Raw genomic sequence first — 24,780 nt, forward strand, 5'->3', positions numbered from 1 at the left:
AGGATGGCGGCGCGAGGAGAGGCCCCCGCGCCGGAAAGGGTTACGAGCGCAGCGCGCCGCCGGTCGCTTTGGTGACCTTTTCGATGACCTTTGCCGAGACCGCTTCGATATCTGCATCGGTCAGCGTGGCGGCGGTGGGTTGCAGCCGCACGGTCAGCCCGAGCGATTTTTTGCCCGCGCCCATTTGTGCCTCGGCCTTGTCACCGGTGAAGTGGTCAAAGACGCGGACAGATTCGATCAGCGCCTTATCGGCACCCTGCGCGGCGTTGACGGCCACCAGTGCTTCGGTCTTTGCATCGACCACGAAGGCGAAATCGCGCTCGACCGCCTGAAGATCGCTGATCACCAGCGCCGGGCGGGTCGGTGTCTTCACCTTGGGCGCCGGGATATTGGCGATCTGCACGGTAAAGCCGACCGCAGGGCCCTTGACCCCCATCGCGGCCAGAACGCGCGGATGGATCTCGCCGTAAGTCGCAAGCGTATTCGGTCCAAGACCAATCACGCCCGATCGGCCGGGATGCCACCAGGCATCGACCTTGCGGGTGATCTGCACCTTGGCGGGCGCGCCAAGCGTGGCCAGTACCGCCTCGACATCGGCTTTCGCATCGAACAGATCAACCGGGCGGCGCGAGGCCCAAGGATCGCGCGGGGCCGAGGCACCGACCAGAAGCCCCGAGGCCAGCAGAACCTGTTCGCCCGGCTCACCGCCGGAGAAAACCGGGCCAACCTCGAAAAGCGCCATATCCTGGAAGCCGCGCGCCTGATTGCGCGCCGCAGCCGCCAGCAACCCCGGCAGCAGATCGGGGCGCAGATGGCTCATCTCGGACGAGATCGGATTGTCGACCTTTACCGCATCCGTGCCACCGCCGAACAAAGCCGCCGAAGCGCCGTCGATAAAGCTGTAGGTCACGCATTCATTATAGCCGAGACCGGCAATCTGGCGCCGCGCGGCTTTCTCGCGGATTTGCATCGGCGTGAGGATCGGCTTCGGCACGCCCGGGAGCGCGCGGGTCAAAGGCGCGCCGACCAGTTTCGTCAGGCTCGCGATCCGCGCGACTTCCTCGACCAGATCCGCCTCGCCCTGGACGTCGGGGCGCCAGGAGGGGGGGGCGGCCATCAGCCCGTCCATCGTGAAGCCAAGGGCTTCCAGCGTGCGGACCTGTTCGGCCTCGGGGATCTCCATGCCGACAAGGCTGATCAGCCGTGCCGGATCCAGCCGGTAAGCGCGGGCGGTGTCGATGGCGGCGCCATCGGTCACGACATGGCTGGCTTCGCCGCCGCACAGATCCAGCACCATCTGCGTCGCCAGTTCCAGCCCCGGCAGGGTGAAAGCCGGGTCAACGCCGCGCTCGAACCGATAACGCGCATCCGAGTTGATCTTGAGCGCGCGCCCGGTGGCGGCGACGGTGATCGCATCCCAGAAGGCGGATTCCAGAAAGACCGTGGTGGTCGCATCGGTGCAGCCCGAGTCTTCGCCGCCCATGATCCCGGCAAGGCTTTCCGGCCCGCGCGCATCTGCGATGACCATATCACCGGCGCGCAGGGTATAGGTCTTGCCGTCCAGCGCCAGCAGGGTCTCGCCGGCATCCGCCGGGCGGATATGCAGCTCGCTTCCCTCCATCCGGTCGACGTCAAAGACATGCAGCGGGCGGTTCAGTGCGAAGGTGAAATAGTTGGTGATATCGACCAGCGCCGAAATGGGGCGCAGCCCGATGGCCTTCAGGCGGTTTTGCAGCCAGGCGGGCGAGGGTCCGTTCGTCACCCCCCGGATCACGCGACCCGCGAAATGTGGCGCGGCTTTGGTCTTCAGCGCAGGTTCGATCCGCACTGTCACCGGGCTGTCGAACGTGCCGGCAACAGCAGCGATTTCCAAGGGTTTCAGCTGGCCAAGCCCCCGCGCGGCCAGATCGCGCGCCACACCCCGGATGCCAAGCGCGTCGGGGCGGTTCGGGGTGATCTTGATCTCGATCACCGGGTCATTGACGCCCTTATAGTCGATATAGCGCGCACCCAGCGGCGCATCCGAGGGCAGTTCGATAATGCCGTCATGATCGTCCGACAGTTCCAGCTCGCGTTCGGAACACAGCATCCCGTTTGAATCGACGCCGCGGATATTGCCGGGTTTCAGATCGACCCCGGTGCCGGGCACATGGGTGCCCACCGGCGCGAAAACGCCCACCAGCCCGGTTTTCGCATTGGGTGCGCCGCAAACGACCTGGACCTCGACCGGTTCTGACCCCGGCCCGCCCGGATAGGTCGCCACGCGGCAGACCCGCAGCCGGTCGGCATTGGGGTGCTGCACCGCCTCGATCACGCGGCAGATACGGAAGGCTCCGAGCCGTGCCGCCGGGTCTTCGATCTCCTCGACCTCAAGCCCCAGATCGGTCAGCGCATCAGCGATTTCCGTGACGGAAGCGCCGGTTTCCAGATGGTCTTTGAGCCAGGAGAGGGTGAATTTCATCGTCAGGTTCCGCTGAGGCGAGGCTATAGGGCAGCCGGTGGTGTCGCAGGTGGGCAGTCGCTTGTATCCGCAAAGGGCATTAGCGCAACGGCGCTCAAAGGGAAAGGCGGCAGCGGCATTTGCCCTTTATCGGGCGGCATGGATGGCCCAGCCGGCAAGCCGGGCGCCCCGACAGAATGCTTGCCCGAAAGGGCCGGGCAATTTAACCATCACCGGATCGTTACGCGCCCGAAAACGTGCCGGAATCCATGAAAGACAGTATAACAGGCGGCGGGCCGGGCAGTGTGAAGGAAAAGTGCTTTGTATGACGCGCCTCTGATTTCAACGTCGACGTTTTCCCTGATTAAGCAATTTGCGGCCCCGACCAGATCCGGGGCCAGACCTGAGGCCAGATCCGGGGGCAAAGGCCCGCGCCTTTTCGTCTGGCTTGCCTGTGCCGCGCTGCTCTCGGCCTGTGTCGCGCCCGGTGGCACGGGCGGCGGCGGGACCGGCAAAGGCGGCGCGATGAGCTTTATCGGCGGAGAGATCCGGATCGAGCCACCCGCCGGCTACTGCATCCATCCCGGCGCCAGCAGCGATTCGTCCGATGGCGCGGTGGTGCTGATCGGTGAATGTGCGGCCAAAGGGGCTGTGATCCCCGCCGTGATCAGTGTCACCATCGGCGGCGAGGGATCGGCCGCGATCCTGCAATCGGGCGCCAAAGCGCTGTCGGATTATTTCATGTCGCGCCCCGGTCGCGCCGCCCTTGCACGGGATGGCAACCCGGCCTCGGTCGTCGTGCGCCAGACCGCGCTGTCGGGAGGGGCGCTGGTCATGCGGATGTTTGACCGCCAGGTGGGGGAATACTGGCGCGCGGTGCTGGGGCTGCGGGGGCGTCTGGTCTCGGTCTCGGTCATGGCGCCCGAGACGAGCAGCCTGTCCCCGGAACAAAGCCGCATGTTGCTGGAAAAATCCATCACCTCGATCCGTGCCGCCAATGGCTCGACGGTGAAAAGGCCAGCGGTTGCGGCACCCTGAGAGGCGCGCCGGGGATCAGGCCCGCAGCGGGGCGATGTTTTCTGCTGCAACACCCGACCCGGCCTGCTAACCAGGGCATGGGCCAGGCATGGGCCAGGGACTGTTCCGGCGGGCGGGTTACAATGCGGCATCCGGCCCCGGAAATTTCGGCCAGACAGACGGAACGGAAAGCAATGGCAGGGCGACTGAGAGAGAAACTTGACCGGCTCATCTTCCGCCGGGCGCTGGCGCGCTGGTCGGAAAACGCCGGCGAAGCCTCAACCACTCCGCTTGACCGTCTGCGCAGCCTGCGCGGCTATGCCCGCCAGACCCGACGCGAGATCGACCGCGTGCTGTTCGAGGCCGATTACCGCCTGAACCTGCCGCTGATCGGCGCAGGGGCCTTCCGCCGCCTGCCGGGCACTGACTGGGCCTGGCGCCCGGATCTGTGGAAAGGCCCGATCCCTGTCCCCGGCATGACGGCGGTCGACGGCAAATCGCTGATCTGCGAGGGTGCCACGCTGTTCCATGACTGCCGTCGTTCGGAACTGACCGTCCGCCAGCTGCGCAATACCCGGGAAGAGGATATGGCGCCTTTCGGTTTGCGCATGGATGTATTCCGCTTTGACGGCAGCTTCCTGTCGCTGGTGCTTGATCTGCCCGATGCGGCGGCCCAGGGGTTGCGGCTGCGTCACCTGATCCGGCTTGACGCTGTCATCGGGGTGGAAAAGCCGCTCGAAATCTTTGCGCGGCTCAATATCCGCCATGGGCCAAATGTCGAACAGGTGGTGCGCGAGCTGCCGCTGAACGGCGAAGAGGCCTTTGTCGAATTCGACCTCGCCTATACGAGGGTCAATGAGAAACGGATCGAAAAGCTCTGGATCGACCTGATCTTCGAAAGGCCCGAAATGAACCAGGTGACGCTGCGCGATCTGACGATCAGCCGGCGCCCCAGGGCTGAACTGTAAGGAACTGACCATGCCGGACGCTGTCACCCTGACCCGCACCCGCATCCGCGCCGGAGCCTGGGAGGGAATCCTCTCGGGTGCTGGCGACATGGCCCCGGCCCTTGAGGTCACGCTGGATGGCGCCCTGCAACCCGGCGTCACCGTCACCCCGATCCCCGCCCGCCCCGGTGATTACGCGGTGAAAGTGCCGGTCCGGTCCGAGGTGCTGTCAGAAGGCGTCCAGACCTTCCTGATCCGGCGCAAAGGGGACCCGGCCGAACCGGTACTGGCCCATTTCACCATCATCACCGGCGTCGCGATGGAAGACGATCTGCGCGCCGAATTCGATCTCCTGCGCGCCGAGCTCGACATGCTCAAACGCGCCTTCCGCCGCCATTGCGTGGAAACCGCCGGCCAGAGCTGACTTCCGGCAGATCGCCTGAAACCGGAATATGGCGAGGGTGGAGACGCGCCCTGGCCTTCTGACGTAAATTCTCCCTGGCGGGAGGCGTTTGGTCCCCTGAAAAGGGGGGCGAAACAGTCACATCCGCCCGGTATTTCTGAGCCGGACATGCCAGGACAAAGCCTCTTCCAGAATATGCGGCGTATGGCCGCCAAAGCTCAGCGCCCGCTCATAGTAATCCGCAAGGCCCGCACGCCAGTCGGGATGGGCACAATTGGCGATGATCCGCACCGCCCGTTCGCGCGGGGCCAGCCCGCGCAGATCCGCAAGCCCCTGTTCTGTCACCAGAATATCCACGTCATGTTCGGTGTGGTCGACATGGCTGACCATCGGCACCACCGAGGAAATCGCGCCCGCTTTCGCAATCGACTTGGTCACAAAGACCGAAAGCATGGAATTACGCGCGAAATCCCCCGATCCCCCGATCCCGTTCATCATATTCGTTCCCATCACATGGGTCGAATTCACATTGCCGTAAATGTCGAATTCCAGCGCGGTATTGATCGCGATCAGTCCCAGCCGGCGCACCACTTCGGGATGGTTCGAGATCTCCTGCGGGCGCAGGATCAGCTTTGGCTTATAACGGTCGAACTGCGCCATCACCCGCGCATTGCATTCAGCTGACAGCGTGATCGACGAGCCCGAGGCGAAACTCAGCTTGCCCGCATCCATCAGATCGAAAGTGCTGTCCTGCAACACTTCGGAATACATCCGCATGTCTTCAAACGGGCTGTCGATCAGCCCATGCAACACCGCATTCGCAATCGTCCCGATCCCGGCCTGCAAGGGCGCGAGCCGTTTCGTCAGCCGCCCCGCCGCCATTTCGCCCTCGAAAAACCGGATCAGATGGCCGGCAATCGCCCGCGTCTCATCGTCAGGCGCCGAAATCGCCGCCGCCGAATCCTGCTTCTCGGTGATCACAATTGCTGCGATCTTCTCGGGTGGAATGGCGATCCAGGGTGTGCCGATCCGGCTGTCCACCGTCACCACCGGAATCGGCATCCGGTTCGGCGCATAGGTCGGGATAAAGACATCATGCAGCCCTTCGAAGCCCAGCGGCTGTGAAAGGTTGATCTCGACAATCACCTTATCCGCCAGAATGGCGAAGGACGCGGAATTGCCGATCGAGGTCGTGGGAATGATGCCGCCATCCGAAGTGATCGCCACCGCCTCGATCACCGCCACATCAACGCCCGGGATCTGGCCGCGCCTCAGTTGTTCAACGGTTTCGGACAGATGCTGGTCGATGAACATGACCTCGCCTTGATTGATCGCCCGGCGCAGGCCCGGATCCGACTGGAAGGGCATACGCCGCGCCGTCACTTTCGCCTCTGCCAGGATCTTGTCGAGGTCATGGCCGAGGCTCGCCCCGGTCAGCAGCGTGATCTTCAGCGGGTCGGTCTTTGCCAGTTCCGCCAGCGCCAATGGCACCGCCATAGCCTCACCCGCGCGGGTAAAGCCCGACATGCCGACCACCATCCCGTCCCGGATCAGGCTTGCAGCCTCAGCGGCTGAGACCACCTTGTCGCGCAACGCCCCGTGACGGATCCGGTCCTCATACATGGCAGTGCTCCTGTAGCATCATGGCTGGCTGACCCCTGCTAGGGGCTGCGCACCTGTCACGCAACTTTTGTATGCAAAAGTATGCGAAGACCTGGTATGCGTAAAATGCATATGTATGCCAATAAATGCATACCTCAGGCGATCAGAGCCGCCGCTTTGCCGCCGCTCACTGTCAGGGCATCCCCGGGGGCAATCCCCAGCAACAGCCCGCGCTGGCCGGCATTGATCCAGACCTTTTCCGCTGTCGAGACCGTCACTTCCAACGCAACCGGCACCGCTTTGCGCTGTCCGAAAGGCGATATGCCACCGGTATGATAGCCGGTCAGCTTCTCGGCCTTTGCCGGCAGCATCATCGCCGCCTGTTTGGCCCCGAAAGCCGCCGCCACCTTCTTCATCGACAGGCTTGCATCCGACGGGATCACACAGCAGGCAGGCCTGCCGTCAACCTGGACCATCAGGCATTTCAGCGCCAGATGCGGGTCAAGGCCAAGTGCTTCAGCCGCCGCCATGCCGATCTTTTCCGCTCCCGGATCATAGTTATACGGGTGGAGCGTGAATGCCACACCGGCGCGCGTCAGCTGATCGGTGCCCCGTGTCGCTGCCATCAGTCCCAGGTCTTGAAAAAAGTGCCTGCGGGCGAGAGGGTAAAGATCTCGCAGCCGGTGGCGGTCACCCCGATCGAATGTTCATATTGCGCCGAAAGCGATTTGTCGCGCGTCACGGCAGTCCAGTCATCGGCCAGAGTTTTGGTCTCGGGGCGGCCCAGATTGACCATCGGTTCGATGGTAAAGAACATGCCCTCTTCGAGGATGATCTTATCGGCGCTGCGGGTGTGGTAATGCAGCACATTTGGCGGCGCATGGAACACCAGCCCCAGCCCGTGGCCGCAGAAATCGCGCACCACCGACATGCGCTGCGCCTCGACATGGGTCTGGATCGCGCGGCCGATATCGCCAAAGCTCGCGCCGGGCTTCACCTCGGCAATGCCGCGCATCAGGCTTTCATGGGTGACCTCGATCAGCCGCTCGGCCTTGCGGGGCATTTTGCCGGCCGCATACATCCGGCTGCTGTCGCCATACCAGCCATCGACAATCACCGTCACGTCGATATTGGTGATATCGCCTTCGGCCAGCACCTTCGGCCCCGGGATTCCGTGACAGACGACATGGTTGATCGAAATGCACGAAGCGTGCTGATAGCCCTTATAGCCGATGGTCGCTGAAATCAGCCCGCGCCGACTGATCTCCTCGCGGATGAAATCGTCGATGGACGCCGTGGTCACCCCCGGCTGCACCAGAGGCGCAACCATGTCGAGGATCTCGGCCACCTGCCGGCCCGCCGCACGCATCCCCGCAAAATCCGCCTCTTCATAGATGCGAATACCGTCTTTCGTGATCCGTCCGCGCGTGTCCATCGCCCCTCGCTTTCTGTTGCCCTAAATAGGCAAGCAGCCAGAAAAACACCAGAGCAAGCCCGGCGCCTTTCATCTGTCCGTAAATATCCTCCGGGAGGAAGACCATTGGCTCGCCATCGGTTCAGGGATCGATGGTCTCCCGGGGGTGGAAAACCCCCACCGCCGCGCTATACCTTTATGCGCAACGCATCTGATGAGGCGACCATGGCTAATCCCAAAGCCGCAATGCTGGTGATCGGGGACGAGATCCTCTCCGGCCGTACCCGCGATTCCAATCTCTGGCATCTGGCGGGCGAACTGACCCGCGCCGGCATCGACCTGACCGAGGCCCGTGTGGTCGGCGACGCGCATGCCTCCATCGTCGCAGCGGTCCGGGCGCTCTCAAAGACGCATGACTATGTCTTTACCTCGGGCGGCATCGGTCCGACCCATGACGATATCACCGCCGATGCGGTGGCCGAGGCCATGGGGGCCGCGATCTCGCACCGCGCGGATGCGATGGCGCTGCTCAGGGCGCATTACGACCGCCAGAGCCTTCCCTTCAACGAGGCCCGCCAGCGCATGGCCCGCATCCCGGATGGCGCGACGCTGATCGACAATCCGATCTCGGTCGCGCCCGGTTTCATCCTCGGCAATGTCCATGTGATGGCAGGGGTGCCGAATATCTTCGAATCCATGCTGGCATCGGTCATTCCGCGCCTCACAGGCGGGGCGCCGCTTTTGTCGCAAAACCTGCGCGTCATGCGTGGCGAGGGCGAGATTGCCGGCGAGTTCGGGCGCCTTGCGGAAGATTATCCCGATCTCAGCATGGGCTCTTACCCGTTCCAGCAGAACGGCGCCTTCGGCACCAATCTGGTGATCCGTGGCACCGATCCGGGGCGACTTGATCAGGCGATGATGCGTCTTGTGGGGATGTTCGGATGAACTGGCCGGGAAAACTCATAGCCGAGGTGATGGAGGCCACCTGGCCGCCCTTTGCCACCCGTGATCTGGGGCCTTTCCGCCTGCGCGACGGGGCAGGGGGCGGCAAACGCGTCTCGGCGGCCACCGTGCATGGGTCCTGGGACGAGGCGGCGCTCATCGCTGCCGAGGCCGCGATAGCCGAGCCGCTTTTCACGATTTACGAGGGTGACGCAGCCCTTGATGCCGCGCTTGAGGCACGGGGCTATGAGGTGATTGATCCGGTGGTGATCTATGCTGCCCCGGTCGCGGATCTGCAAATGGATCTGCCGCCGCTGGCCGCTTTCCCGCATTGGCCGCCGCTGGAGACCGCGCGCGAAATCTGGGAACAGGGCGGGATCGGCCCGGCCCGGATCCGGGTGATGGAGCGTGTGACCGGCGCGAAGACCGCGATTCTCGCGCGTCACAGCGACCGCCCGGCCGGCGCCTGTTTCGTGGCGCTTTCCGGGCATCATGCGATGATCCATGCGATCGAGATCGCGCCCCATATGCGCCGCCAGGGCGCAGGCGCCAGTCTTCTGGCTGCGGCGGCAAACTGGGCCGCAGATGCGGGAGGCCATTCGCTCAGCCTGGCGGTAACAGAGCAGAACACCGCCGCCCGCGCGCTTTATGATCGCGCCGGCATGACGATTGTGGGAAAATACCATTACCGGATCCGGAAGGCCTGACATCAGGCGCTCCGGTCCGGCCTGACAGAGGTCGTTACAGGGGTTTCCGTTCGCCGTGACCTTCCGCTTGCCCCTGCCGGCCCTTGTGCTGGTTCTTGTTCCTGCGCTGCCCTTCGCCGTGCCGCAGCCTTTGCGCGCGGCAGAGCCGTTCCTGCCGCTGTTCTCTTTCCCTGTGGCAGGCGCCACTGCGCTGCCTGCTGTCTATGACAGCTATGATCTGCCAGTTGCGCCCTGGCGGAATGACGAGCTGACGGTGGAGACCTTCGAGGGTCAGGTCGACCGCCGCGCCTGGCAGCTGGAAAGCGCGGGCGCCTCGCCCCTGGAATTGCTGGCACCGTTGCGCGACCAGCTTCTGGCCCTGGGCTACGAGGTTGTGCTGGATTGCGAGGCGCGCAGATGCGGCGGCTTTGATTTCCGCTTCGCGACCGAGGTGCTGCCAGAGCCGGGGATGCATGTCGATCTCAACGAATTCCGCTTTCTCTCTGCCCGGCGGGGCGGTGATGCTGTGGGGCTGATGGTCAGCCGTTCGGCCAGCGCGGGATTTGTGCAGATGATATCAGTCGGACCCGAGGCGCTGCCGGCGCCAATTCCGGGTATCGGGGGCCCGGGCAATTCGGAGCCTGGTATGTCGGGCACGGGTCCCGGCCGGACGGATGCTGTGGCAGTTCCCCTGAGCAAACCCGTGACGCCTGCCGCCCCCGGGGCTGAGACGGACGGGCAGTCGCAGCTGGATGCCGGTCTGCCCTTTGCGCTGGACGATCTGGTATTCGAGACCGGCTCCGCCGCGCTCAGCGATCGCGACTATGCCTCGCTCACGCTGGTTGCAGCCTGGTTGCAGGCCGATCCGGCCCGGCGTCTCATCCTGGTCGGGCATACCGATCTCTCGGGCGCGCTTGGTGCCAATGTCGCGCTGTCGAAGCGGCGGGCCGAGGCGGTGCGTCAGGCCCTGATCACTGATTTCGGCATTCCGGCGGCCCGGATGACCGCCGAAGGGGCCGGCCCGCTTGCGCCGCGCGCCAGCAATGCGAATGATGAGGGACGCCAGAAAAACAGAAGGGTCGAGGCCATTCCGGCCCCGACCTGAGTCTGGCTTCCCGATAAGGCGCATAGCGGGAAAGCGAAATTTCACGGGCCGGGGCAGTCAGCCGCCCCGGGGTTACCTTTGCGTTGTCACCACTTATCCGGCCCTTTGTCGATAAAGCGGCGCGCGAGGAAGTCGATGAAGGCGCGCACTTTCGGCTGGGTGAAGCGGCCCGGCGGGTAGACGGCATAGATGCCCAGAACTTCGGTCGGCAGGCCGGGAATGGCCTCTTCGACCTGACCCTGACGCATTGCATCCGCATAAAGGAACGAGGGCAGATAGGCGATCCCCAGCCCCGCCAGCGCGGCATTCAGCAGGCTCTGCCCGTCATTCACCGTCAGCCAGCCATTCGAGCGCACCTGGCGGCGTTCCCCCGAGGGCGCGGTGAGTTTCCACACATTGCCATTGGCCTGGTTGGAATAATGCAAAAGCTTGTGTTCGTTCAGATCGTCGATTTTCATCGGGCGACCATAGCGCTGGAAGTAGCTCGGCGAGGCGATCATGCGCTTGGTGGTCTCGGTCAGTTTGCGGGCGCGCAGGGAGCTGTCTTCCAGCTCACCCACCCGGATCGCCATGTCGAAACCTTCAGAGATCAGCTCTACATACCGGTTGTTGAGCACCATATTCACGGTGATATCGGGGTATTCCAGCAGGAAATCCCCCAGGATAGGCGAAAGCAGGTTCACCCCGAAATCGGTCGCAACCGAAATCCTGAGCAGCCCCGAAGGTGCCGATTGCATCGAGGTCACCAGCGCATCCGCTTCGCCCGCGTCATTCAGCACGCGGCGGGCGCGGTCGTAATAGGCAAGGCCAATCTCGGTCGGTGAGACGCGTCTGGTGGTCCGGTTCAGCAGCCGCGCACCAAGCCGTGCCTCAAGCGAGGAGACATGTTTCGAGACGGCGGATTTCGAGATCCCCATCTTCTTGGCCGCATCTGTGAATCCGCCCTGATCCACAACGGTGGCAAAAGCTTCCATCTCGGTCAGTCGATCCATCGGGTTCCTCGGCAGCAGAATTGAGGGCAGAAAACTGGGGTAGCGACGCAGCCATCGTGCCCGGAGGTCCGGGCTGCGCGGTCAGCGCATCTTTGCCCGGGAAAGCCCCTCCAGATCCTGGGCCTGCCCTCTCTTTGCCCCCCAATTCGGGCGGGATCGGGGCAGAGACGCGTCCTATCCGGGGAATTTGCGGGGATCGTTGATGGCACGGAAACGGCGGCCCCGGCTCGGATCGCCGGATTGCCTGACCTCATCTGAGAGGCAGGGTCTTGCGCAAAGCGTGGGCGGGCCCTGGCGGGAAAAGGGGCGCAAAGCCGCTCCAGGCGGGGAAAACCCGCGTGCAGGGGCGGTTTCAGCGGGCGATCCCCGCCGTTTGGCGGCGGCTCTTTACCCTGCCGCGATCCTGCCCAGATTGGACGACGGGGCCGGTGATGCCGCGCCCCGTCGGACTGAAACGGAAATACCGAAAGGATGACCAGATGAAACGCCCGATGAAACGCATGGCTCTTCTCGCAATGTCCCTTGGCCTTTTTGCAGGTGCGGCGGTCGCCCAGACCGCGCTGCCCATGATCGAGGACCTGGATGCCAGCGGCGACTGGTCGCATGCCGAGCTGCAATCTGTCTGGCCCGATCTGACCGCTGAGGGCTTCGCTGCCATCGATACCGATGCCAATGGCGCGGTCTCGCCGGAGGAATTGCAGGCCGCAGTTGATGCAGGCCTCGTGCAGCTGCCGGCACAGTAAGGCGGCAGATACACAGCAGACAGGGGGGTGGCGTCCGTGCCGCCCCCCAAAACTCGCCTTTTCCCTTTCCGGCGCGTGAAAGCGTAGTCGCCAGCCGCAGGGCCCGAACAATGGCACGCTGATCAGCGGCGCGTGTCGCGTCCGGCCCGGTGGCCCCATCCGCCTCCCCCGACCAGGTATCGCGACTCCACCAGATATCTTGCCACATCAGACCCGGCATCCCAGGTCCCTGACCTCGCAATATGAGCGCCGCACTTCGCTCCCCGTCAGCCGATCTGCGTCGCGCAGCACATGCAGGCCAATCGCGGAACGAAGGCCAGGATTGTGCGGCACCACCCTGATGGCAAGGATCACCGCTTCAGTCTCTGCAAGGTTCGTGGACATGAACCGGAAGATGTCGCGCCGCGAGAGGCCGGGCGGGTCAGGCAGGGGGCGAAACCATGCGATCCGCCCGTGGGGCTCTTTCTTTTACGGCACCCGTTTCGCGCTGTGCCGCTGGCCGCCGACCTCACCCCGTTGCTATGTCACCTCCGCCAGCGAAATTCGCTCTGGCAGAGAGGGGGGGCGAAGCGCCGGTTATGGAAACAGCCGTCTGAGCCCATTTCCGCGACCCCGGTGAAGCCCGCCCCTCCGGCAAGGGTGGCGGCGGTGGCAATCATTTCGGTGCCGCCCTGCGTCTACCCGCGCGCGCGCAGGCAGGTTCACGCTGCTGTGAAGCAGGCCGGGATCACCCCGCTATCGCCGTGCCCGGTCACATGCTTAACTCCGCCCATCCATGTCCAGCACCGGAGCCAGACCATGAGACCCGTCACCGCCGCGCTTTCCGCCTCAATCCTGCTTGCTACCGCTGCCTTTGCTGCCGAACCGAGCCAGCCCGAAGCCATTGAACGCGCAAAGCTGATGAAAGAAATCGGCCTGACCACGAAGATCCTTGGCGAGATGGCCAGCGGTAAAGCGCCCTATGATGCCGTAGCCGCCGACGCCGCCAAAACCGTCCTGATCGCCGCAGCAGGCCGGATCGACACGGTTTTCGCAACCGCAGGCGCAGAGGACCCGGCCTCCGAGGCTCTCCCTTCGATCTGGACCAGCTGGGAAGATTTCACCGGGAAATCCGCCGGTTTCGGGCAGGCGGCCGGAGCGCTGGACACCAGCTCGGCGGAGACGATCAAGACCGGTATGGCCACGATCGGCGCCAGCTGCAAAGCCTGTCATTCGGTCTTTCGCGAATAATCCGCTTTGGCCTCTTGCCCTGAAAAAACCGCGTCGCATCGCTCTGGAGCGGCTTCTCTGGTTTAGCAGACCGCTGAACAACTCCGCTATGCGGACCTGTTTCCCTTGAGCAGGGCACGATGACGCCGGCTGTCCTGGTCAGGCCGAAAGGCTCCCTGATCCTCTTCCGGCACTGCCGTGATCTTGCATAACCGGGCTGCCGGTCAGGTCTGCCGTCGATGGCGGAGGGCCGGGAGCTTCGGACCGGTCAGGGGAGGAGGTACATGGCGGATCGCCCGGATCGTCGCCTGCGTCGGAGGTCGCCCGTGCCTTCGCGCGGGTACCATCGACCGGCAAGGGATCGTCTGACAGAAGTGGTGCCGCTTCACGATGTGACAGAATCGTGGCCATGACCCGACGGGACATGGCCGTGACCAGCTGCCGGTCCAGGTTTTTCGTACGCACAGTTGGGACTTGGACGGTGTTGCCGACGCGACCCAGCGAAACAGCAGGTTGCAATCCATCTGCTCCATGAGTTGCCGCCCGGAGCGGATCGGTCGTTTGGAAGGGCGACCTCTCCTGCGCAGAGCAGGTCGAATTCAGCTTCCGGCCAGTGCAGCGAATGCTGTACCGGGATGCGCTCCCCGGGGCGATGTCGCTGAGCAACGATCCCGTCGCCGCGTCCGATCCACGCATCGCCACCTCTGTCTGTGCAGGGGTGGCGATGGACCATGGTATTCGAGGGGCGGCGAGGAAAGGGTTTTCAGCTTCCTTTTAAGGCGCGGCGTCAGGCGCAGTGCATGGCGGTGATCTTTCCCGCCGCGTCCAGTTGGACATTCAGCCGCGTCGAGATGTAATCCATCGTCACCGCCTGGCCCGGCGAAATCACCCGCATCGGATCGCGGCGCCCCGCAAGGCTCGCGAGCACGGCCTGATCCTGACCGATCAGATGGCCGACGGCACGGGCGCCGCAAGTGTCATTGGCAGGCTCGGGCAGGCTTGGAGCGATATCCGCCGGGGGCGCAGGGACGCAGGCGCTCAGGGCAAGTCCCGCACAAAGCGGCAGCAGAGTCAGACGTAACAGGGTCATTGCTTTCTTCCTTCTCTCTGGCAAAGGGGAATGGTGTCAGCCGCAGGTGAGGCTGGTGATGTGATCCTGCGCATTCAGCGCGACATTCAGGCGCGCGGGGTTGAAATCTTCGGTGACCATATCACCGGGGCGGATCAGGCGCAGCGGGCCATCCACCTCGTCCCCGGGCAGCGAGGTTGCCGGGCCGCCGGTCAGATGCGCCATGCGATCCGCGCCGCAAAGCGCCGGATCCGCGACCTTGCGCGGGGCCGGGCTGCTTCCGCCTCCGCCGCCTCCGGCACAGCCCGCAAGGCCAAAGCCCGCGAGCATCATCAGTCCAAATCCAAAGGCGCGGCTTCGCATCATCTTCCTCCCGGCAGTGTCGGTGGATCTAATCATATTCCGCCGGGGTTATGATCCCCTGATCGACGACATACGCAGTGATCCGCTGAGGCTTGCCATCGCCGTGACCGACGATGCCGCGTGGCGGGATGATCCCTGAAGGCAGGCCATTTTTCGCGCCGATCCCTTGCGAGGCGGCAGGTATCTGGGCGGCAGTCACGCCGGGCAGGCTCCGCGCAACAGAGAGGCTGCGGCAAAGCGGGAAACCAGAGAAAACATGTCTCTTCCTGCGTTGCTTTCCGTGCCCGTCTGCCCCAGGTTACGCGCGATTGTTAAGGGAGAAACATCAGCCATGCGTACCCGTGCCGCCGTCGCTCTTGCTGCAGGCAAACCGCTTGAAATCATGGAAGTGAACCTGGAAGGCCCGAAGCGGGGCGAGGTTCTGGTGGAGATCAAGGCCACGGGGCTTTGCCATACCGACGAATTCACCCGTTCCGGCGCGGATCCGGAGGGGATCTTCCCCTGTATCCTCGGCCATGAGGGGGCCGGGATCGTGATCGAGGTCGGCGAGGGCGTGACGACGCTGAAGCCCGGCGATCATGTGATCCCGCTTTACACGCCGGAATGCCGGGAATGCTATTCCTGCCTGTCGGGCAAGACCAATCTCTGCACCGCGATCCGCAATACGCAAGGCCAGGGGCTGATGCCCGACGGCACCACGCGCTTCTCGCTGCTCGATGGCACGCCGGTCTATCATTACATGGGCTGCTCGACCTTTGCGAACCATACGGTGATGCCGGAGATCGCGCTGGCCAAGGTCCGCGATGACGCGCCGTTCGACAAGATCTGCTATATCGGCTGCGGCGTGACCACCGGCATCGGCGCGGTGATCAATACCGCAGGCGTCGAGATCGGCTCGACCGCGGCGGTGTTTGGCCTTGGCGGCATCGGGCTGAACGTGATCCAGGGCCTCAGGATGGCGGGCGCAGATATGATCATCGGCGTCGATCTGAATGACGATAAAGAGGAAATGGCGCGCAAATTCGGCATGACGCATTTCGTGAATCCCTCGAAGATCGAAGGCAGCGTGGTGCAGGAGATCGTCAATCTGACGAAGCGCGGCGCGGATCATCTTGGCGGTGTCGATTATTCGTTCGATGCGACCGGCAATGTTAAAGTGATGCGCGACGCGCTGGAATGCTCGCATCGCGGCTGGGGTGTTTCCGTGATCATCGGCGTGGCGCCGGCGGGGGCCGAGATCTCGACACGGCCGTTCCAGCTGGTGACGGGACGGGTCTGGAAAGGCACCGCATTCGGCGGCGCGAAAGGCCGCCGCGATGTGCCGAAATTCGTCGACTGGTACATGGATGGCAAGATCGAGATCGACCCGATGATCACCCATCAGCTGAAGCTGGAAGAGATCAACCATGGTTTCGATCTGATGCATGAGGGCAAGTCGATCCGGGCGGTCGTGGTCTATTAAGGACAACCGGCCAGAGACCGCCCGCCCTTTCGGGCGCGGTGGGCTAAGGCAGAAATATTCCAGGCAAAAGGAAAGGGGCGCGTTGCGCCCCTTTTCTGTGCCCGGACCCGAAAGGGGGCAGGATCAGGCGTCGGACGGGTTGCCGCCCAGATGCCTTTCGCCGCGCGCATTTGCCAGGCGCATCTGTTTTTCGCGCTCGCGGAAACGGGCGCGATCATCGGGGCTGTATTCCGAGACGCAGGCCGGGCAGCAAACGCCTTCTTCATAGGAGGGGTGCCGGCGATCTGCGGCCGAAACCGGGCGGCGGCAGGCGCCACAGCTGTGGTAATCGCCGGGAACAAGGCCATGGCCGACCGAGACGCGGCCATCAAAGACATAGCATTCGCCCTGCCAGAGCGAGGTTTCCTCGGGGGTCTCTTCAAGATATTTCAGGATGCCGCCTTTCAGGTGGAACACATCCTCCACCCCTTGCGAGATCAGGTAATTGGTGGATTTCTCGCAGCGGATGCCGCCGGTGCAGAACATCGCAATCCGCTTGTTGTGAAAACGGTCACGGTTCGCCTCCCACCAGGCGGGGAAGTCGCGGAAGCTTTTCGTGCCGGGGTCGATGGCGCCCTGGAACGTGCCGATGCCCACCTCGTAATCATTCCGGGTGTCGATCACGGCGACATCGGGGGCGGTGATCATCTCGTTCCATTCGGCGGGCGAGAGGTAATGGCCGACAGAGGCGCGCGGATCGACGCCTTCGACGCCCATGGTGACGATCTCGCGCTTCAGCTTCACCTTCATGCGGCCGAAGGGCATCTCCTCCGACTGCGCTTCTTTCCAGTCGAGATCCGCGCAGCCGGGCAGGGCGCGCAGATGCGCCAGCACGGCGTCGATGCCCGCACGCGGGCCGGCGATGGTGCCATTCACCCCTTCGGTTGCAAGCAAAAGCGAGCCCCTGACGCCTTCGCGCGCGCAAAGATCCAGCAGGGCCTCGCGCAGGGCTGCAGGGTCGGGGAAGCTTGTGAAGTGATAGAGGGCTGCGATGGTGATCATAGGCGCGAAATGGACCTCTGGAGGCGCGAAATCAAGCGGATTGGTTGACGCAGGCGCCCGCCCGCGTGAGGGTGACCAAAATCCGGAGGGCCTGAGATGCGCGAAACCGATGCGGCGCTGATCGTCATTGATGTTCAGAATGACTTCTGCCCCGGCGGCGCATTGGCGGTCGAAGGCGGTCATGAGATCATCGCCGGGATCAATGCGCTGATGCCGGAATTTGGCTGCGTGGTGCTGACCCAGGACTGGCATCCGGCGGATCACAGCTCTTTCGCCGACAACCATCCGGGTGCAGCGCCGTTTACGGTGACGGAGATGCCCTACGGTCCGCAGGTTCTCTGGCCGCGCCATTGCGTGATCGGATCGAACGGCGCGGCGTTTCATCCTGACCTCGCGACCGACCCGGCGCAGCTGATCCTCAGAAAGGGGTTTCGCGCCGGGATCGACAGCTATTCGGCCTTTTTCGAGAATGACCGGGAAACCGCGACCGGACTCGAACCCTGGCTCCGCGCGCGCGGGATCACGACTTTGGTGCTGGCGGGCCTCGCCACTGATTTCTGTGTGGCCTATTCGGCGCTGGATGCGGTGCGGCTCGGGTTCCGGGTCGAATTGCGCGAGGATCTCAGCCGCGCGATTGATCTGGACGGCTCGCTGGAAGAGGCGCGGGCGCAAATGACCGATGCGGGCGTCGTGATGGTGGATCCGCGCTGATATTTCCTGACAGGAATGCTGGACAGTGACGCGGGGGGTTGCTTTAACCGCTTCACTGCCCGGAGGAGGCTGAGACATGGTCGATATCGCAACGCGCGTGCACAATCACAACTGGAAGATTGACCCGATTGTCCGGTCTTTGCTGGACACCGATTTCTACAAGTTGTTGATGTGTCAGTCGATTTACCGGAATCGCCCGGATACGAATGTCACCTTCTCGCTGATCAACCGCACGAAGTCGGTGCGCCTTGCCGATCTGATCGACGAGGGCGAGCTGCGCGAGCAGCTTGATCATGTGCGTTCGCTGAGCCTGCGCCGCGGTGAAAGCACCTGGCTGCGCGGCAATACCTTTTACGGCAAGCGTCAGATGTTCCGCCCGGATTTCATGGAATGGTTCGAGGGGCTGAAACTGCCGCCCTATTACCTGGAAAAGCGCGACGGCCAGTATGAGCTGACCTTTGAGGGCAAATGGCCCGAAGTCATGCTCTGGGAGATCCCGGCGCTGGCGGTGATCATGGAGCTGCGCTCGCGCGCTGTGCTGAAGGATATGCACAAATTCGAGCTCCAGGTGCTTTACGCCCGCGCCATGACCCGGCTTTGGGAAAAGGTCGAACGGCTCCGGGCGATCCCGGGGCTGAAAATGGCCGATTTCGGCACACGCCGGCGGCACAGCTATCTCTGGCAGGACTGGTGCGTCCAAGCGCTGCAGGAGGGGCTGGGAGAGGCCTTTACCGGCACCTCGAATTGCCTGATCGCGATGAAGCGCGATATCGAGGCGATCGGCACCAACGCGCATGAGCTGCCGATGGTCTATGCGGCGCTGGCGAAGGATGATGCGGAACTGGCACAGGCGCCCTATCAGGTTCTGGCCGACTGGCATGACGAACATGACGGCAATCTCAGGATGATCCTGCCCGACACATTCGGGACCGAGGGTTTCCTGAAGCGCGCGCCTGACTGGCTGGCGGGCTGGACCGGCATCCGGATTGACAGCGGCGACCCGGCGGCGGCGGCAGAGCGTGCGATCCAGTGGTGGAAAGAGCGCGGCGAAGACCCGCGCGAAAAGCTGGTGATCTTCTCGGACGGGCTGGATGTGGCGATGATCGAAAAGCTGCATATGCAATTCCAGGGCCGGGTGAAGGTCTCCTTCGGCTGGGGCACCAATCTGACCAATGACTTCCGCGGCTTTGTGCCAAATGACGCGCTGGCGCCGTTCAGCCTTGTCTGCAAGGCGATTTCGGCCAATGGGCGCCCGACGGTGAAGCTGTCCGACAACCCGAACAAGGCGATGGGGCCTGCGGCGGAAATCGCGCGTTACAAGCGCGTCTTCGCGGTTGGCGACCAGCAGGCGCAAGAGGTTCTGGTCTGATCAGGCGCATCCCCGGGATCAGGGGCAGAGCGGGAGTATTTCTGTGACGGTCAGGCATTTCTATCTGGCGATGGCGGTCATCGGCACGTTGGTGCCCTGGCTGTTCTTCGGCTCGTTCTTTGCTCTGAACGGTCTCGATATCCCGCTCTTCCTGCAATCGCTTTTCGCGAACGGTGCTGCAGCGGGTTTTTCCATCGACGTGCTTTTGTCGATCCTCGTCTTCTGGGTCTGGTCCTGGCGGGATGCTGCGCGCAACAGGATCCGGCATTGGTGGCTGGTGCTGCCCGCAAGCTTCTTCGTGGGCCTGTCTCTGTCGCTGCCGCTTTACCTCTGGCTGCGCGAGCGGGAGTGACGCGGGGCGCGCGCGCGGTGACGGCGGGCAAGCCGATCTCGCGTCGCATATGGCCCGTCGGTCTGCCGCAGCAGCGGCCTCCGATACGCCGGACCGGAAACGGGCCAAGGTGCATTTTCCGCAGAGGCCCGTGATCGCACCAGGATATGTGCGCCCGTCACGCGGTCAGAGCGGCTTTTCGAACCAGACCCTGTGGAAGCCGTCTTCTTCGCCCCGGCGCGTCTCGATATAGCCAAGCTTCGGGTAAATTGCGATATTCTCTACCATTTTCTCGTTGGTATAGAGCGAAACGGCCCGGAGCCCCAGGCGGCGCGCTTCTGCTTCGCAATGATTAATCAGGGCCCTGCCGATGCCACGCCCTGCGGCGGCGGGCAGCACAGCGACATTTTCCAGCAGCATCACATCCCCTTGCGGGGCAAAGACGATGAAGCCCGTAAGATCGCTGCCATCTTCTGCGATCCAGACCTGATCGGCGGCGATCTGACCGCGGTAATCCGCCAGCAACGGCGCAGGCCGGCGCCCGATCAGCGGGATATATCTGGAATAGGCCTGTTCGGCACAGGCAAGAATGGCGGCTTCGTCGCAGGCCCTTGCCCGACGGATCATCGGCGCCTTCCGTTTATCGGCGCGGATATCAGTCATCGTCGCCCACTTTGCCCCGCATCGATTTGACCTCACCGCGCGCGGATTTGGACGCGAGCCTGCGCTGCTGGCTGCCCCAGGTGGCTTTGGTCGCGATGCGGCGCTTCGGGACGACCAGAGCCTGACGGATCAGCTCAATCAGCCGCTCGCGGGCGATCTCGCGGTTGCGGGCCTGGCTGCGGGTCTCGTCGACCTGGATGACCAGCGCGCCTTCCAGCGTCCATTTCCGCCCGGCGAGGCGTTTCAGCCTGGTTTTGACCGGGCCTGTCAGATGCGGCGAGCGTTCGGCCTCGAATCGCAGCTCGACTGCGGTCGAGACCTTGTTGACATTCTGCCCGCCGGGACCGGAGGCCCGCATGAAGCTCTCCGAGAGCTCCCAGTCGGCGATAGAGATGGTTTCGGTGACATGTAACATGGGAAAATGGGGCGCAAAGCAGAGAAAGGGCCGCCTGATCGGCGACCCTTTCCGAGTTCCAAGGAGATGGGCCAGTTAGGAATTGAAGGCCCAATCAGTCGTTCGTCTTGCTGAGGGGCTGCCCTCAGAAAACACCCCTCCTGACTGTCTTGACACCTCTCTCCAATATCACTCTAGACACTGGATCACCTCCTTTCGAAAAGTTTCCGATAAGGTGATGCTGGCACAGATTTGGTATCGATCAAGTAAATTTACGCAAATCTAGCGGTCACTTTGCTGATTATGATGCGGAAAGGCACCAGTGCGACCAGGGCAAGCGCAATTTTTACGCACCAGTCCCCAATCGCGAGAGAGACCCAGAACGGAGCAGCCGGTCCAAAGCCCAGTAGCGGGGAGGGCGCGGCGGCCCAGGAGACATCGACGCCTGGCTCGAGGAAGGTGAAGACGGCGGAAAAGGCGATGGAGAAGAAGATCACCGTGTCGATGCTGGATGAGATCAGCGACGAGATCAGCGGCGCCTGCCACCAGGGACGGTTGCGCAGCGCGGTAAAGATCGAGACATCGGTCATCTGCGCGACGAGATAGGCCAGTGCCGAGCCGATGGCGACGCGCAGCGTGACCAGGGGGCCGGACTCGCCTATGATCTGTGTGCCGATCAGCGAGCAGACGAGGCCGGTCAGAAACCCTGCCAGCACCACGATCCGCGCGGCGCGCGGGCCCTGAAAGCGGTTGACCAGATCTCCGACAAGAAAGGCGAAGGGGTAGGTAAAGGCACCCCAGGTCAGGAAATCCCCAAAGGGAAACTGCACGAGGATGTTTGAGGCCAGCACGATGGCGGCCATGGCAAGAATGCCAGGCAGAAGGCGGGTCATGGATTTGTTTTCCGTTTTGACAAGGTAGCGGAGACTTGGCCCCCACCTGCGCGGGGGACGGCGCTCATTACGCCTGTCCCGCCTGTCCGTCAATCGCGCGGATGCCTGCTGCGCGGGCATCGGGGGGCGCTGCCCCTCGCCTCCTTCGGAGCCCCCCGGGATATTTAGAGACAGATGAAAGAAGGGCTGCTTTTCATCTGTCCTTAAATATCCCCGCCGGAGGCCTTCCCGGGGCCGCATGCGGCTCCGGGAAGATCTGTTGCTTCAGTTCGAGTCGAGCACGGCCTGGCACTGGCGCGGCAGGTCGGCCATGGTGAACTGGCGCGGGTGTTTCTTCTTCGGCGGGTCTTCTTCGTCCGGGTCCTTCTTGCCGGGCTGTTGCTTCGGTGGGTTCAGATAATCGGTGACCCACCAGTTCAGCGTTTCGTCACAGCCATTGCCGCCTTTGGAGAGTTCGGCGACGCCGGGTGTCTGGGTCTCGCAGGCGGTGGCGCCCGCCGGGCATTTCAGCCGCACGTGGAAATGGGTGTCATGGCCTGCCACCGGGCGCAGCTTTTGCAGCCAGGCGGTGTCGGATTTCTTCGCGGTCTTGCAGATTTCCAGCTTGATCGCGGCGGCGACGAAGATCCGGTCGACCCGCGGATCCGAGGCCGCGACCTTCAGCAGGTTCTGCGCCGCTGGCCCCCAGGCGCGGGTGACCGATTTCTGATCGGCCGAACGCATCGGGATCGAGGACAGGCTCTCGCGCTCAGCGACCGAGAGGTCGAGCCGTTTCGGCGCGAGCCACCAGATATCGGCATCCAGCCCGATCTGATGGCTGGCATGCCCCGTGATCATCGGACCGCCCCTCGGCTGGCTGATATCGCCGATATAGAGACCTTTGCCCCAACCGATCTGGCTTGCGGCATAGGACAGGTCCATCAGGAATTCGACCATCACCGGCTGGCCCCAGTTGCGGTTTCTGGACAGGCGCATCGACTGCCAGTGCGGGCCGTTTTCCGGCATTTTCAGGAGCCCCGCCGCGCAGCCTTTCGCATAGGATCCGATCGGCATCGGATCCTGATTCGAAGGTGTCTTCCAGGCGCCGAGCAGATCCTTGGCCAGCTGCTGCGAGGCTGCCGGAAGCGGCGTGGTCAGGCCTGCACAAAGTGCCGCGAGCAGGGGGAGGGCACGCAGTTTCATCATGACTGTTCACCTTTGGCATTGACGAAGGCCAGCAGCACCAGCCCGAGCAGGAAAAGCGCGATCAGCGGCAGGCCGATCCCGATACGTTGCGAGCCCGAGATCATGCTGACCAGCGCGATGGCCGAGGGGGCGATGAAGCTCGCGACCTTGCCCGAAAGCGCGAAGAGGCCGAAGGCTTCGGTGGCGCGGTCGGGGGTGGTGTGGCGCAGCATCATGGTGCGCGATGCCGCCTGGACCACGCCGCCCGCGCCGCCGATCAGCGCGCCGCAGACCATGAAGATGCGGTCGGATTCATTGGATGCGGAATCCAGCGCGATGCCCCAGATCTGGTCGCGGGTCAGGCCCAGCAGCACAAGGCAAACCAGCGTCAGCACCAGAACCGCCACTGCGATCACCGGCTTGGGCCCGAAAGCGCGGTCGGCGCGGCCGCCTGCCCAGGAACAGGCCACGGCTGCCACTGCGCCGACGATGCCGAAAATGCCGATCTGCCCGACGCTCCAGCCCAGAACGCCCGAGGCATAGACCCCGCCAAAGGCATAAAGCGCGTTCAGCGCGTCGCGGTACAAAAGCGAGGAGCCGAGATAGGCGCTCAGGCTGCGGCGGAACCGCAGCGAGGCAATCAGATCCTTCAGTTCAGTCAGCGCGCGTCCCAGTTGCAGTGGCCGGCTGACGGTTTTCGGTTCTTTGACCCAAAGGAAGAAGGGAATCATGAAGACCATGAACCAGATGGCGGTGAAGGGGCCGACGATGCGGGTGCCGATCATTGTTTCACTGTCTTCGCCGAGGATCGGCCGGATGCCAAGATAGGTGCGCGGCCCGGCCTCGGCCGTTTCGATTGCGCTGAGTTCCGGCCCGGCGAGGCTGTCATCCTCGACCAGAGGCTGGCCGGCTTCGCCGATTGCGCCGGCATATTCGCCGCCTTCGTCCTGTGGGGCGGTGATGAAAAGGCCCAACATCAGGACCAGTGCGATCAGCCCGCCCAGATAGCCAAAGGCAAAACCATAGCCCGAAATCGCGCCGAGATCCTCGTGATCCGACAAGGACGGCATCAGCGCATTGGTGAAGATGGTGGCGAATTCCATCCCGATAAAGCCCATGCCGAAGAACACGACCGCCCACCACAGGATGCCTATCTCGCCGCCCGGCGCCACCCACCACAGCGCCCAGGCGCCGATCACGTAGAAGGACGAGAAGATCCAGACCCAGATCAGCCGCCGTCCGGTGGAATCGGCAATGGCGCCAAGGATCGGCGCCAGAAGCGCGATGATGATCGAGGTTGCGGCGATGCCCCAGCCCCAGAAGCTCTGGGCGGCGGCTTTGGCGGCCTCTTCGTCGAGACCGGTGCCCATGTAATAGCCGCGCGCCACCTCGGCGAAATAGGGGCCGAAGATGAATGTCAGCAGGAGCGTGCTATAGGGCTGGCTGGCCCAGTCAAAGAAATACCAGCCCCAGATCCGTTTCTTTGCACTGACCATCACACGCCCTCTGTTTCGGTCATCAGTGAATCGCGAAACGGCCCCGGGCGCAAGCGCTCAGGCCGGCATCGGCGGCCAGGGGCGGGTGACATCGGCGTGTGACCAGGCCGTGATTCAGGCGGGAAGCGGCAGGCTTCAGGTCGGCAAGCCAGGCGCTTCGGCCATGGTTCAGCTCAGGCCAGGGGGCGATATCCGGGGGCAGGCAGAGATGGCCGGAGAGATGGGTGGCAAAGGGCGCGAGTGCCGGTTGTCGCCGTGCTCTGGCGATCACGAGGGCCATGCCCATCCGAGGGCCATGCCCATCCAGGGATAGATCGTGTTCTC

At 63.5% G+C, this 24,780-nt stretch carries 26 protein-coding genes and 1 pseudogene; 12 read left to right on the forward strand and 15 right to left on the reverse strand.

The features are described from left to right. Positions 1 to 40 precede the first annotated feature (40 nt). A complete protein-coding gene (pheT, locus tag BLW25_RS00905; protein ID WP_092895518.1) occupies positions 41 to 2,461 on the reverse strand; it encodes a phenylalanine--tRNA ligase subunit beta in 2,421 nt (806 codons plus the stop codon). A gap of 300 nt (positions 2,462 to 2,761) precedes the next feature. Here pheT and BLW25_RS00910 point away from each other — a divergent pair, with 300 nt between their 5' ends. The 3 genes from BLW25_RS00910 to BLW25_RS00920 all read left to right on the forward strand — a co-directional run bounded on the left by BLW25_RS00910 (position 2,762) and on the right by BLW25_RS00920 (position 4,828). After that, on the forward strand, positions 2,762 to 3,478 hold the full coding sequence (locus tag BLW25_RS00910; RefSeq protein WP_092895520.1) for a hypothetical protein: 717 nt from the start codon (positions 2,762 to 2,764) through the stop codon (positions 3,476 to 3,478). Between the two features lie 173 nt (positions 3,479 to 3,651). Then, on the forward strand, positions 3,652 to 4,425 hold the full coding sequence (locus BLW25_RS00915) for a DUF6478 family protein (protein WP_092895522.1): 774 nt from the start codon (positions 3,652 to 3,654) through the stop codon (positions 4,423 to 4,425). A gap of 10 nt (positions 4,426 to 4,435) precedes the next feature. Further along, on the forward strand, positions 4,436 to 4,828 hold the full coding sequence (locus tag BLW25_RS00920) for a hypothetical protein (RefSeq protein ID WP_092895524.1): 393 nt from the start codon (positions 4,436 to 4,438) through the stop codon (positions 4,826 to 4,828). 117 nt (positions 4,829 to 4,945) lie between these two features. On the opposite strand, the gene BLW25_RS00925 is transcribed toward BLW25_RS00920, so the two are convergent. The 3 genes from BLW25_RS00925 to map form a co-directional block, all read right to left on the reverse strand. Continuing rightward, positions 4,946 to 6,430 (reverse strand): acetyl-CoA hydrolase/transferase family protein, encoded by a 1,485-nt coding sequence (locus BLW25_RS00925; protein WP_092895526.1) that lies wholly within the window; start codon positions 6,428 to 6,430, stop codon positions 4,946 to 4,948. Positions 6,431 to 6,564: 134 nt separating this feature from the next. Next, positions 6,565 to 7,035, reverse strand: a complete 471-nt coding sequence (locus BLW25_RS00930) for a YbaK/EbsC family protein (RefSeq protein ID WP_092895528.1) — start codon at positions 7,033 to 7,035, stop codon at positions 6,565 to 6,567. After that, positions 7,035 to 7,844 carry a type I methionyl aminopeptidase gene (gene map, locus BLW25_RS00935; RefSeq protein ID WP_092895530.1) on the reverse strand — a complete coding sequence of 270 codons (810 nt, stop codon included), beginning with the start codon at positions 7,842 to 7,844 and terminating at the stop codon, positions 7,035 to 7,037. The genes BLW25_RS00930 and map overlap by 1 nt, the downstream gene beginning before the upstream one ends. 204 nt (positions 7,845 to 8,048) lie before the next feature. Between map and BLW25_RS00940 the strand changes: the two genes are divergently transcribed. The 3 genes from BLW25_RS00940 to BLW25_RS00950 are packed head-to-tail and all read left to right on the forward strand — an operon-like array spanning position 8,049 to position 10,556. After that, positions 8,049 to 8,768, forward strand: a complete 720-nt coding sequence (locus tag BLW25_RS00940; protein WP_092901235.1) for a competence/damage-inducible protein A — start codon at positions 8,049 to 8,051, stop codon at positions 8,766 to 8,768. Further along, positions 8,765 to 9,472, forward strand: a complete 708-nt coding sequence (locus BLW25_RS00945; RefSeq protein ID WP_092895532.1) for a GNAT family N-acetyltransferase — start codon at positions 8,765 to 8,767, stop codon at positions 9,470 to 9,472. Before BLW25_RS00940 ends, BLW25_RS00945 begins: the two co-directional genes overlap by 4 nt. Positions 9,473 to 9,527: 55 nt before the next feature. Further along, complete coding sequence (locus BLW25_RS00950) at positions 9,528 to 10,556, forward strand: OmpA family protein (RefSeq protein WP_092895534.1); 1,029 nt, start codon at positions 9,528 to 9,530, stop codon at positions 10,554 to 10,556. An 86-nt stretch (positions 10,557 to 10,642) separates the two neighbouring features. Here the strand turns inward: BLW25_RS00950 and BLW25_RS00955 are convergent, their stop codons facing one another. Continuing rightward, positions 10,643 to 11,548 carry a LysR family transcriptional regulator gene (locus BLW25_RS00955; RefSeq protein ID WP_092895536.1) on the reverse strand — a complete coding sequence of 302 codons (906 nt, stop codon included), beginning with the start codon at positions 11,546 to 11,548 and terminating at the stop codon, positions 10,643 to 10,645. A gap of 479 nt (positions 11,549 to 12,027) precedes the next feature. On the opposite strand from BLW25_RS00955, the gene BLW25_RS00960 reads away from it, so the two are divergent. Together BLW25_RS00960 and BLW25_RS24185 are read left to right on the forward strand one after the other, a co-directional pair. Further along, positions 12,028 to 12,291 (forward strand): penta-EF hand family protein, encoded by a 264-nt coding sequence (locus tag BLW25_RS00960; protein WP_143040408.1) that lies wholly within the window; start codon positions 12,028 to 12,030, stop codon positions 12,289 to 12,291. Positions 12,292 to 13,089: 798 nt separating this feature from the next. Further along, positions 13,090 to 13,521: a c-type cytochrome gene (locus BLW25_RS24185; RefSeq protein WP_171909443.1), complete on the forward strand. Its 432-nt coding sequence runs from the start codon at positions 13,090 to 13,092 to the stop codon at positions 13,519 to 13,521. Positions 13,522 to 13,755: 234 nt separating this feature from the next. Here the strand turns inward: BLW25_RS24185 and BLW25_RS24835 are convergent. The 4 genes and pseudogenes from BLW25_RS24835 to BLW25_RS24190 form a co-directional block, all read right to left on the reverse strand. Then, positions 13,756 to 14,196, reverse strand: a pseudogene (locus BLW25_RS24835) (IS5/IS1182 family transposase); the annotation flags it as partial. A gap of 91 nt (positions 14,197 to 14,287) precedes the next feature. Continuing rightward, entirely contained in the window at positions 14,288 to 14,590 is a 303-nt protein-coding gene (locus BLW25_RS00970; protein ID WP_092895542.1) for an I78 family peptidase inhibitor, read from the reverse strand. Positions 14,591 to 14,626: 36 nt separating this feature from the next. Next, on the reverse strand, positions 14,627 to 14,932 hold the full coding sequence (locus tag BLW25_RS00975; protein ID WP_171909444.1) for an I78 family peptidase inhibitor: 306 nt from the start codon (positions 14,930 to 14,932) through the stop codon (positions 14,627 to 14,629). Positions 14,933 to 14,960: 28 nt separating this feature from the next. Then, complete coding sequence (locus tag BLW25_RS24190; RefSeq protein WP_171909445.1) at positions 14,961 to 15,131, reverse strand: hypothetical protein; 171 nt, start codon at positions 15,129 to 15,131, stop codon at positions 14,961 to 14,963. Between the two features lie 132 nt (positions 15,132 to 15,263). Here BLW25_RS24190 and BLW25_RS00980 point away from each other — a divergent pair, with 132 nt between their 5' ends. After that, positions 15,264 to 16,394: an S-(hydroxymethyl)glutathione dehydrogenase/class III alcohol dehydrogenase gene (locus tag BLW25_RS00980; RefSeq protein WP_092895544.1), complete on the forward strand. Its 1,131-nt coding sequence runs from the start codon at positions 15,264 to 15,266 to the stop codon at positions 16,392 to 16,394. A 123-nt stretch (positions 16,395 to 16,517) separates the two neighbouring features. Here BLW25_RS00980 and BLW25_RS00985 read toward each other — a convergent pair whose 3' ends face one another. Further along, positions 16,518 to 17,435, reverse strand: coding sequence for an oxygen-dependent tRNA uridine(34) hydroxylase TrhO (locus BLW25_RS00985; protein ID WP_092895546.1), 918 nt, complete (start codon positions 17,433 to 17,435; stop codon positions 16,518 to 16,520). 96 nt (positions 17,436 to 17,531) lie between these two features. On the opposite strand from BLW25_RS00985, the gene pncA reads away from it, so the two are divergent. From pncA to BLW25_RS01000, 3 genes are all read left to right on the forward strand, one after another. Beyond that, the gene (pncA, locus tag BLW25_RS00990; RefSeq protein ID WP_092895548.1) at positions 17,532 to 18,146 is read left to right on the forward strand and encodes a bifunctional nicotinamidase/pyrazinamidase; all 615 of its coding nucleotides are present in this window, start codon (positions 17,532 to 17,534) and stop codon (positions 18,144 to 18,146) included. 76 nt (positions 18,147 to 18,222) lie between these two features. Beyond that, positions 18,223 to 19,515, forward strand: a complete 1,293-nt coding sequence (gene pncB, locus BLW25_RS00995) for a nicotinate phosphoribosyltransferase (RefSeq protein WP_092895550.1) — start codon at positions 18,223 to 18,225, stop codon at positions 19,513 to 19,515. A gap of 43 nt (positions 19,516 to 19,558) precedes the next feature. Next, positions 19,559 to 19,867: a DUF2834 domain-containing protein gene (locus BLW25_RS01000; protein WP_249496553.1), complete on the forward strand. Its 309-nt coding sequence runs from the start codon at positions 19,559 to 19,561 to the stop codon at positions 19,865 to 19,867. 165 nt (positions 19,868 to 20,032) lie between these two features. Here the strand turns inward: BLW25_RS01000 and BLW25_RS01005 are convergent, their stop codons facing one another. From BLW25_RS01005 to BLW25_RS01025, 5 genes are all read right to left on the reverse strand, one after another. Next, positions 20,033 to 20,509 (reverse strand): GNAT family N-acetyltransferase, encoded by a 477-nt coding sequence (locus tag BLW25_RS01005; RefSeq protein WP_253188141.1) that lies wholly within the window; start codon positions 20,507 to 20,509, stop codon positions 20,033 to 20,035. Beyond that, entirely contained in the window at positions 20,502 to 20,924 is a 423-nt protein-coding gene (arfB, locus tag BLW25_RS01010) for an alternative ribosome rescue aminoacyl-tRNA hydrolase ArfB (RefSeq protein WP_092895552.1), read from the reverse strand. Before arfB ends, BLW25_RS01005 begins: the two co-directional genes overlap by 8 nt. A 251-nt stretch (positions 20,925 to 21,175) precedes the next feature. Continuing rightward, positions 21,176 to 21,796 carry a queuosine precursor transporter gene (locus BLW25_RS01015; RefSeq protein ID WP_092895554.1) on the reverse strand — a complete coding sequence of 207 codons (621 nt, stop codon included), beginning with the start codon at positions 21,794 to 21,796 and terminating at the stop codon, positions 21,176 to 21,178. A 264-nt stretch (positions 21,797 to 22,060) separates the two neighbouring features. Further along, entirely contained in the window at positions 22,061 to 22,981 is a 921-nt protein-coding gene (mepA, locus tag BLW25_RS01020; protein WP_253188146.1) for a penicillin-insensitive murein endopeptidase, read from the reverse strand. Beyond that, on the reverse strand, positions 22,978 to 24,456 hold the full coding sequence (locus BLW25_RS01025; protein ID WP_092895556.1) for an MFS transporter: 1,479 nt from the start codon (positions 24,454 to 24,456) through the stop codon (positions 22,978 to 22,980). Before BLW25_RS01025 ends, mepA begins: the two co-directional genes overlap by 4 nt. Positions 24,457 to 24,780 lie beyond the last annotated feature (324 nt).

The sequence above is a fragment of the Rhodobacter sp. 24-YEA-8 genome (assembly GCF_900105075.1).
GTDB lineage: Bacteria > Pseudomonadota > Alphaproteobacteria > Rhodobacterales > Rhodobacteraceae > Pseudogemmobacter.

What these genes read in the sequence shown, in the direction of transcription:
- pheT (WP_092895518.1), bottom strand. Translation starts at nt 2,461, where the DNA reads ATGAAATTCACCCTCTCCTGGCTCAAAGACCATCTGGAAACCGGCGCT.
- BLW25_RS00915 (WP_092895522.1), top strand. Translation starts at nt 3,652, where the DNA reads ATGGCAGGGCGACTGAGAGAGAAACTTGACCGGCTCATCTTCCGCCGG.
- BLW25_RS00920 (WP_092895524.1), top strand. Translation starts at nt 4,436, where the DNA reads ATGCCGGACGCTGTCACCCTGACCCGCACCCGCATCCGCGCCGGAGCC.
- BLW25_RS00925 (WP_092895526.1), bottom strand. Translation starts at nt 6,430, where the DNA reads ATGTATGAGGACCGGATCCGTCACGGGGCGTTGCGCGACAAGGTGGTC.
- BLW25_RS00930 (WP_092895528.1), bottom strand. Translation starts at nt 7,035, where the DNA reads ATGGCAGCGACACGGGGCACCGATCAGCTGACGCGCGCCGGTGTGGCA.
- map (WP_092895530.1), bottom strand. Translation starts at nt 7,844, where the DNA reads ATGGACACGCGCGGACGGATCACGAAAGACGGTATTCGCATCTATGAA.
- BLW25_RS00940 (WP_092901235.1), top strand. Translation starts at nt 8,049, where the DNA reads ATGGCTAATCCCAAAGCCGCAATGCTGGTGATCGGGGACGAGATCCTC.
- BLW25_RS00945 (WP_092895532.1), top strand. Translation starts at nt 8,765, where the DNA reads ATGAACTGGCCGGGAAAACTCATAGCCGAGGTGATGGAGGCCACCTGG.
- BLW25_RS00955 (WP_092895536.1), bottom strand. Translation starts at nt 11,548, where the DNA reads ATGGATCGACTGACCGAGATGGAAGCTTTTGCCACCGTTGTGGATCAG.
- BLW25_RS00960 (WP_143040408.1), top strand. Translation starts at nt 12,028, where the DNA reads ATGAAACGCCCGATGAAACGCATGGCTCTTCTCGCAATGTCCCTTGGC.
- BLW25_RS24185 (WP_171909443.1), top strand. Translation starts at nt 13,090, where the DNA reads ATGAGACCCGTCACCGCCGCGCTTTCCGCCTCAATCCTGCTTGCTACC.
- BLW25_RS00970 (WP_092895542.1), bottom strand. Translation starts at nt 14,590, where the DNA reads ATGACCCTGTTACGTCTGACTCTGCTGCCGCTTTGTGCGGGACTTGCC.
- BLW25_RS00975 (WP_171909444.1), bottom strand. Translation starts at nt 14,932, where the DNA reads ATGCGAAGCCGCGCCTTTGGATTTGGACTGATGATGCTCGCGGGCTTT.
- BLW25_RS00980 (WP_092895544.1), top strand. Translation starts at nt 15,264, where the DNA reads ATGCGTACCCGTGCCGCCGTCGCTCTTGCTGCAGGCAAACCGCTTGAA.
- BLW25_RS00985 (WP_092895546.1), bottom strand. Translation starts at nt 17,435, where the DNA reads ATGATCACCATCGCAGCCCTCTATCACTTCACAAGCTTCCCCGACCCT.
- pncA (WP_092895548.1), top strand. Translation starts at nt 17,532, where the DNA reads ATGCGCGAAACCGATGCGGCGCTGATCGTCATTGATGTTCAGAATGAC.
- pncB (WP_092895550.1), top strand. Translation starts at nt 18,223, where the DNA reads ATGGTCGATATCGCAACGCGCGTGCACAATCACAACTGGAAGATTGAC.
- BLW25_RS01005 (WP_253188141.1), bottom strand. Translation starts at nt 20,509, where the DNA reads ATGACTGATATCCGCGCCGATAAACGGAAGGCGCCGATGATCCGTCGG.
- arfB (WP_092895552.1), bottom strand. Translation starts at nt 20,924, where the DNA reads ATGTTACATGTCACCGAAACCATCTCTATCGCCGACTGGGAGCTCTCG.
- BLW25_RS01015 (WP_092895554.1), bottom strand. Translation starts at nt 21,796, where the DNA reads ATGACCCGCCTTCTGCCTGGCATTCTTGCCATGGCCGCCATCGTGCTG.
- mepA (WP_253188146.1), bottom strand. Translation starts at nt 22,981, where the DNA reads ATGATGAAACTGCGTGCCCTCCCCCTGCTCGCGGCACTTTGTGCAGGC.
- BLW25_RS01025 (WP_092895556.1), bottom strand. Translation starts at nt 24,456, where the DNA reads ATGGTCAGTGCAAAGAAACGGATCTGGGGCTGGTATTTCTTTGACTGG.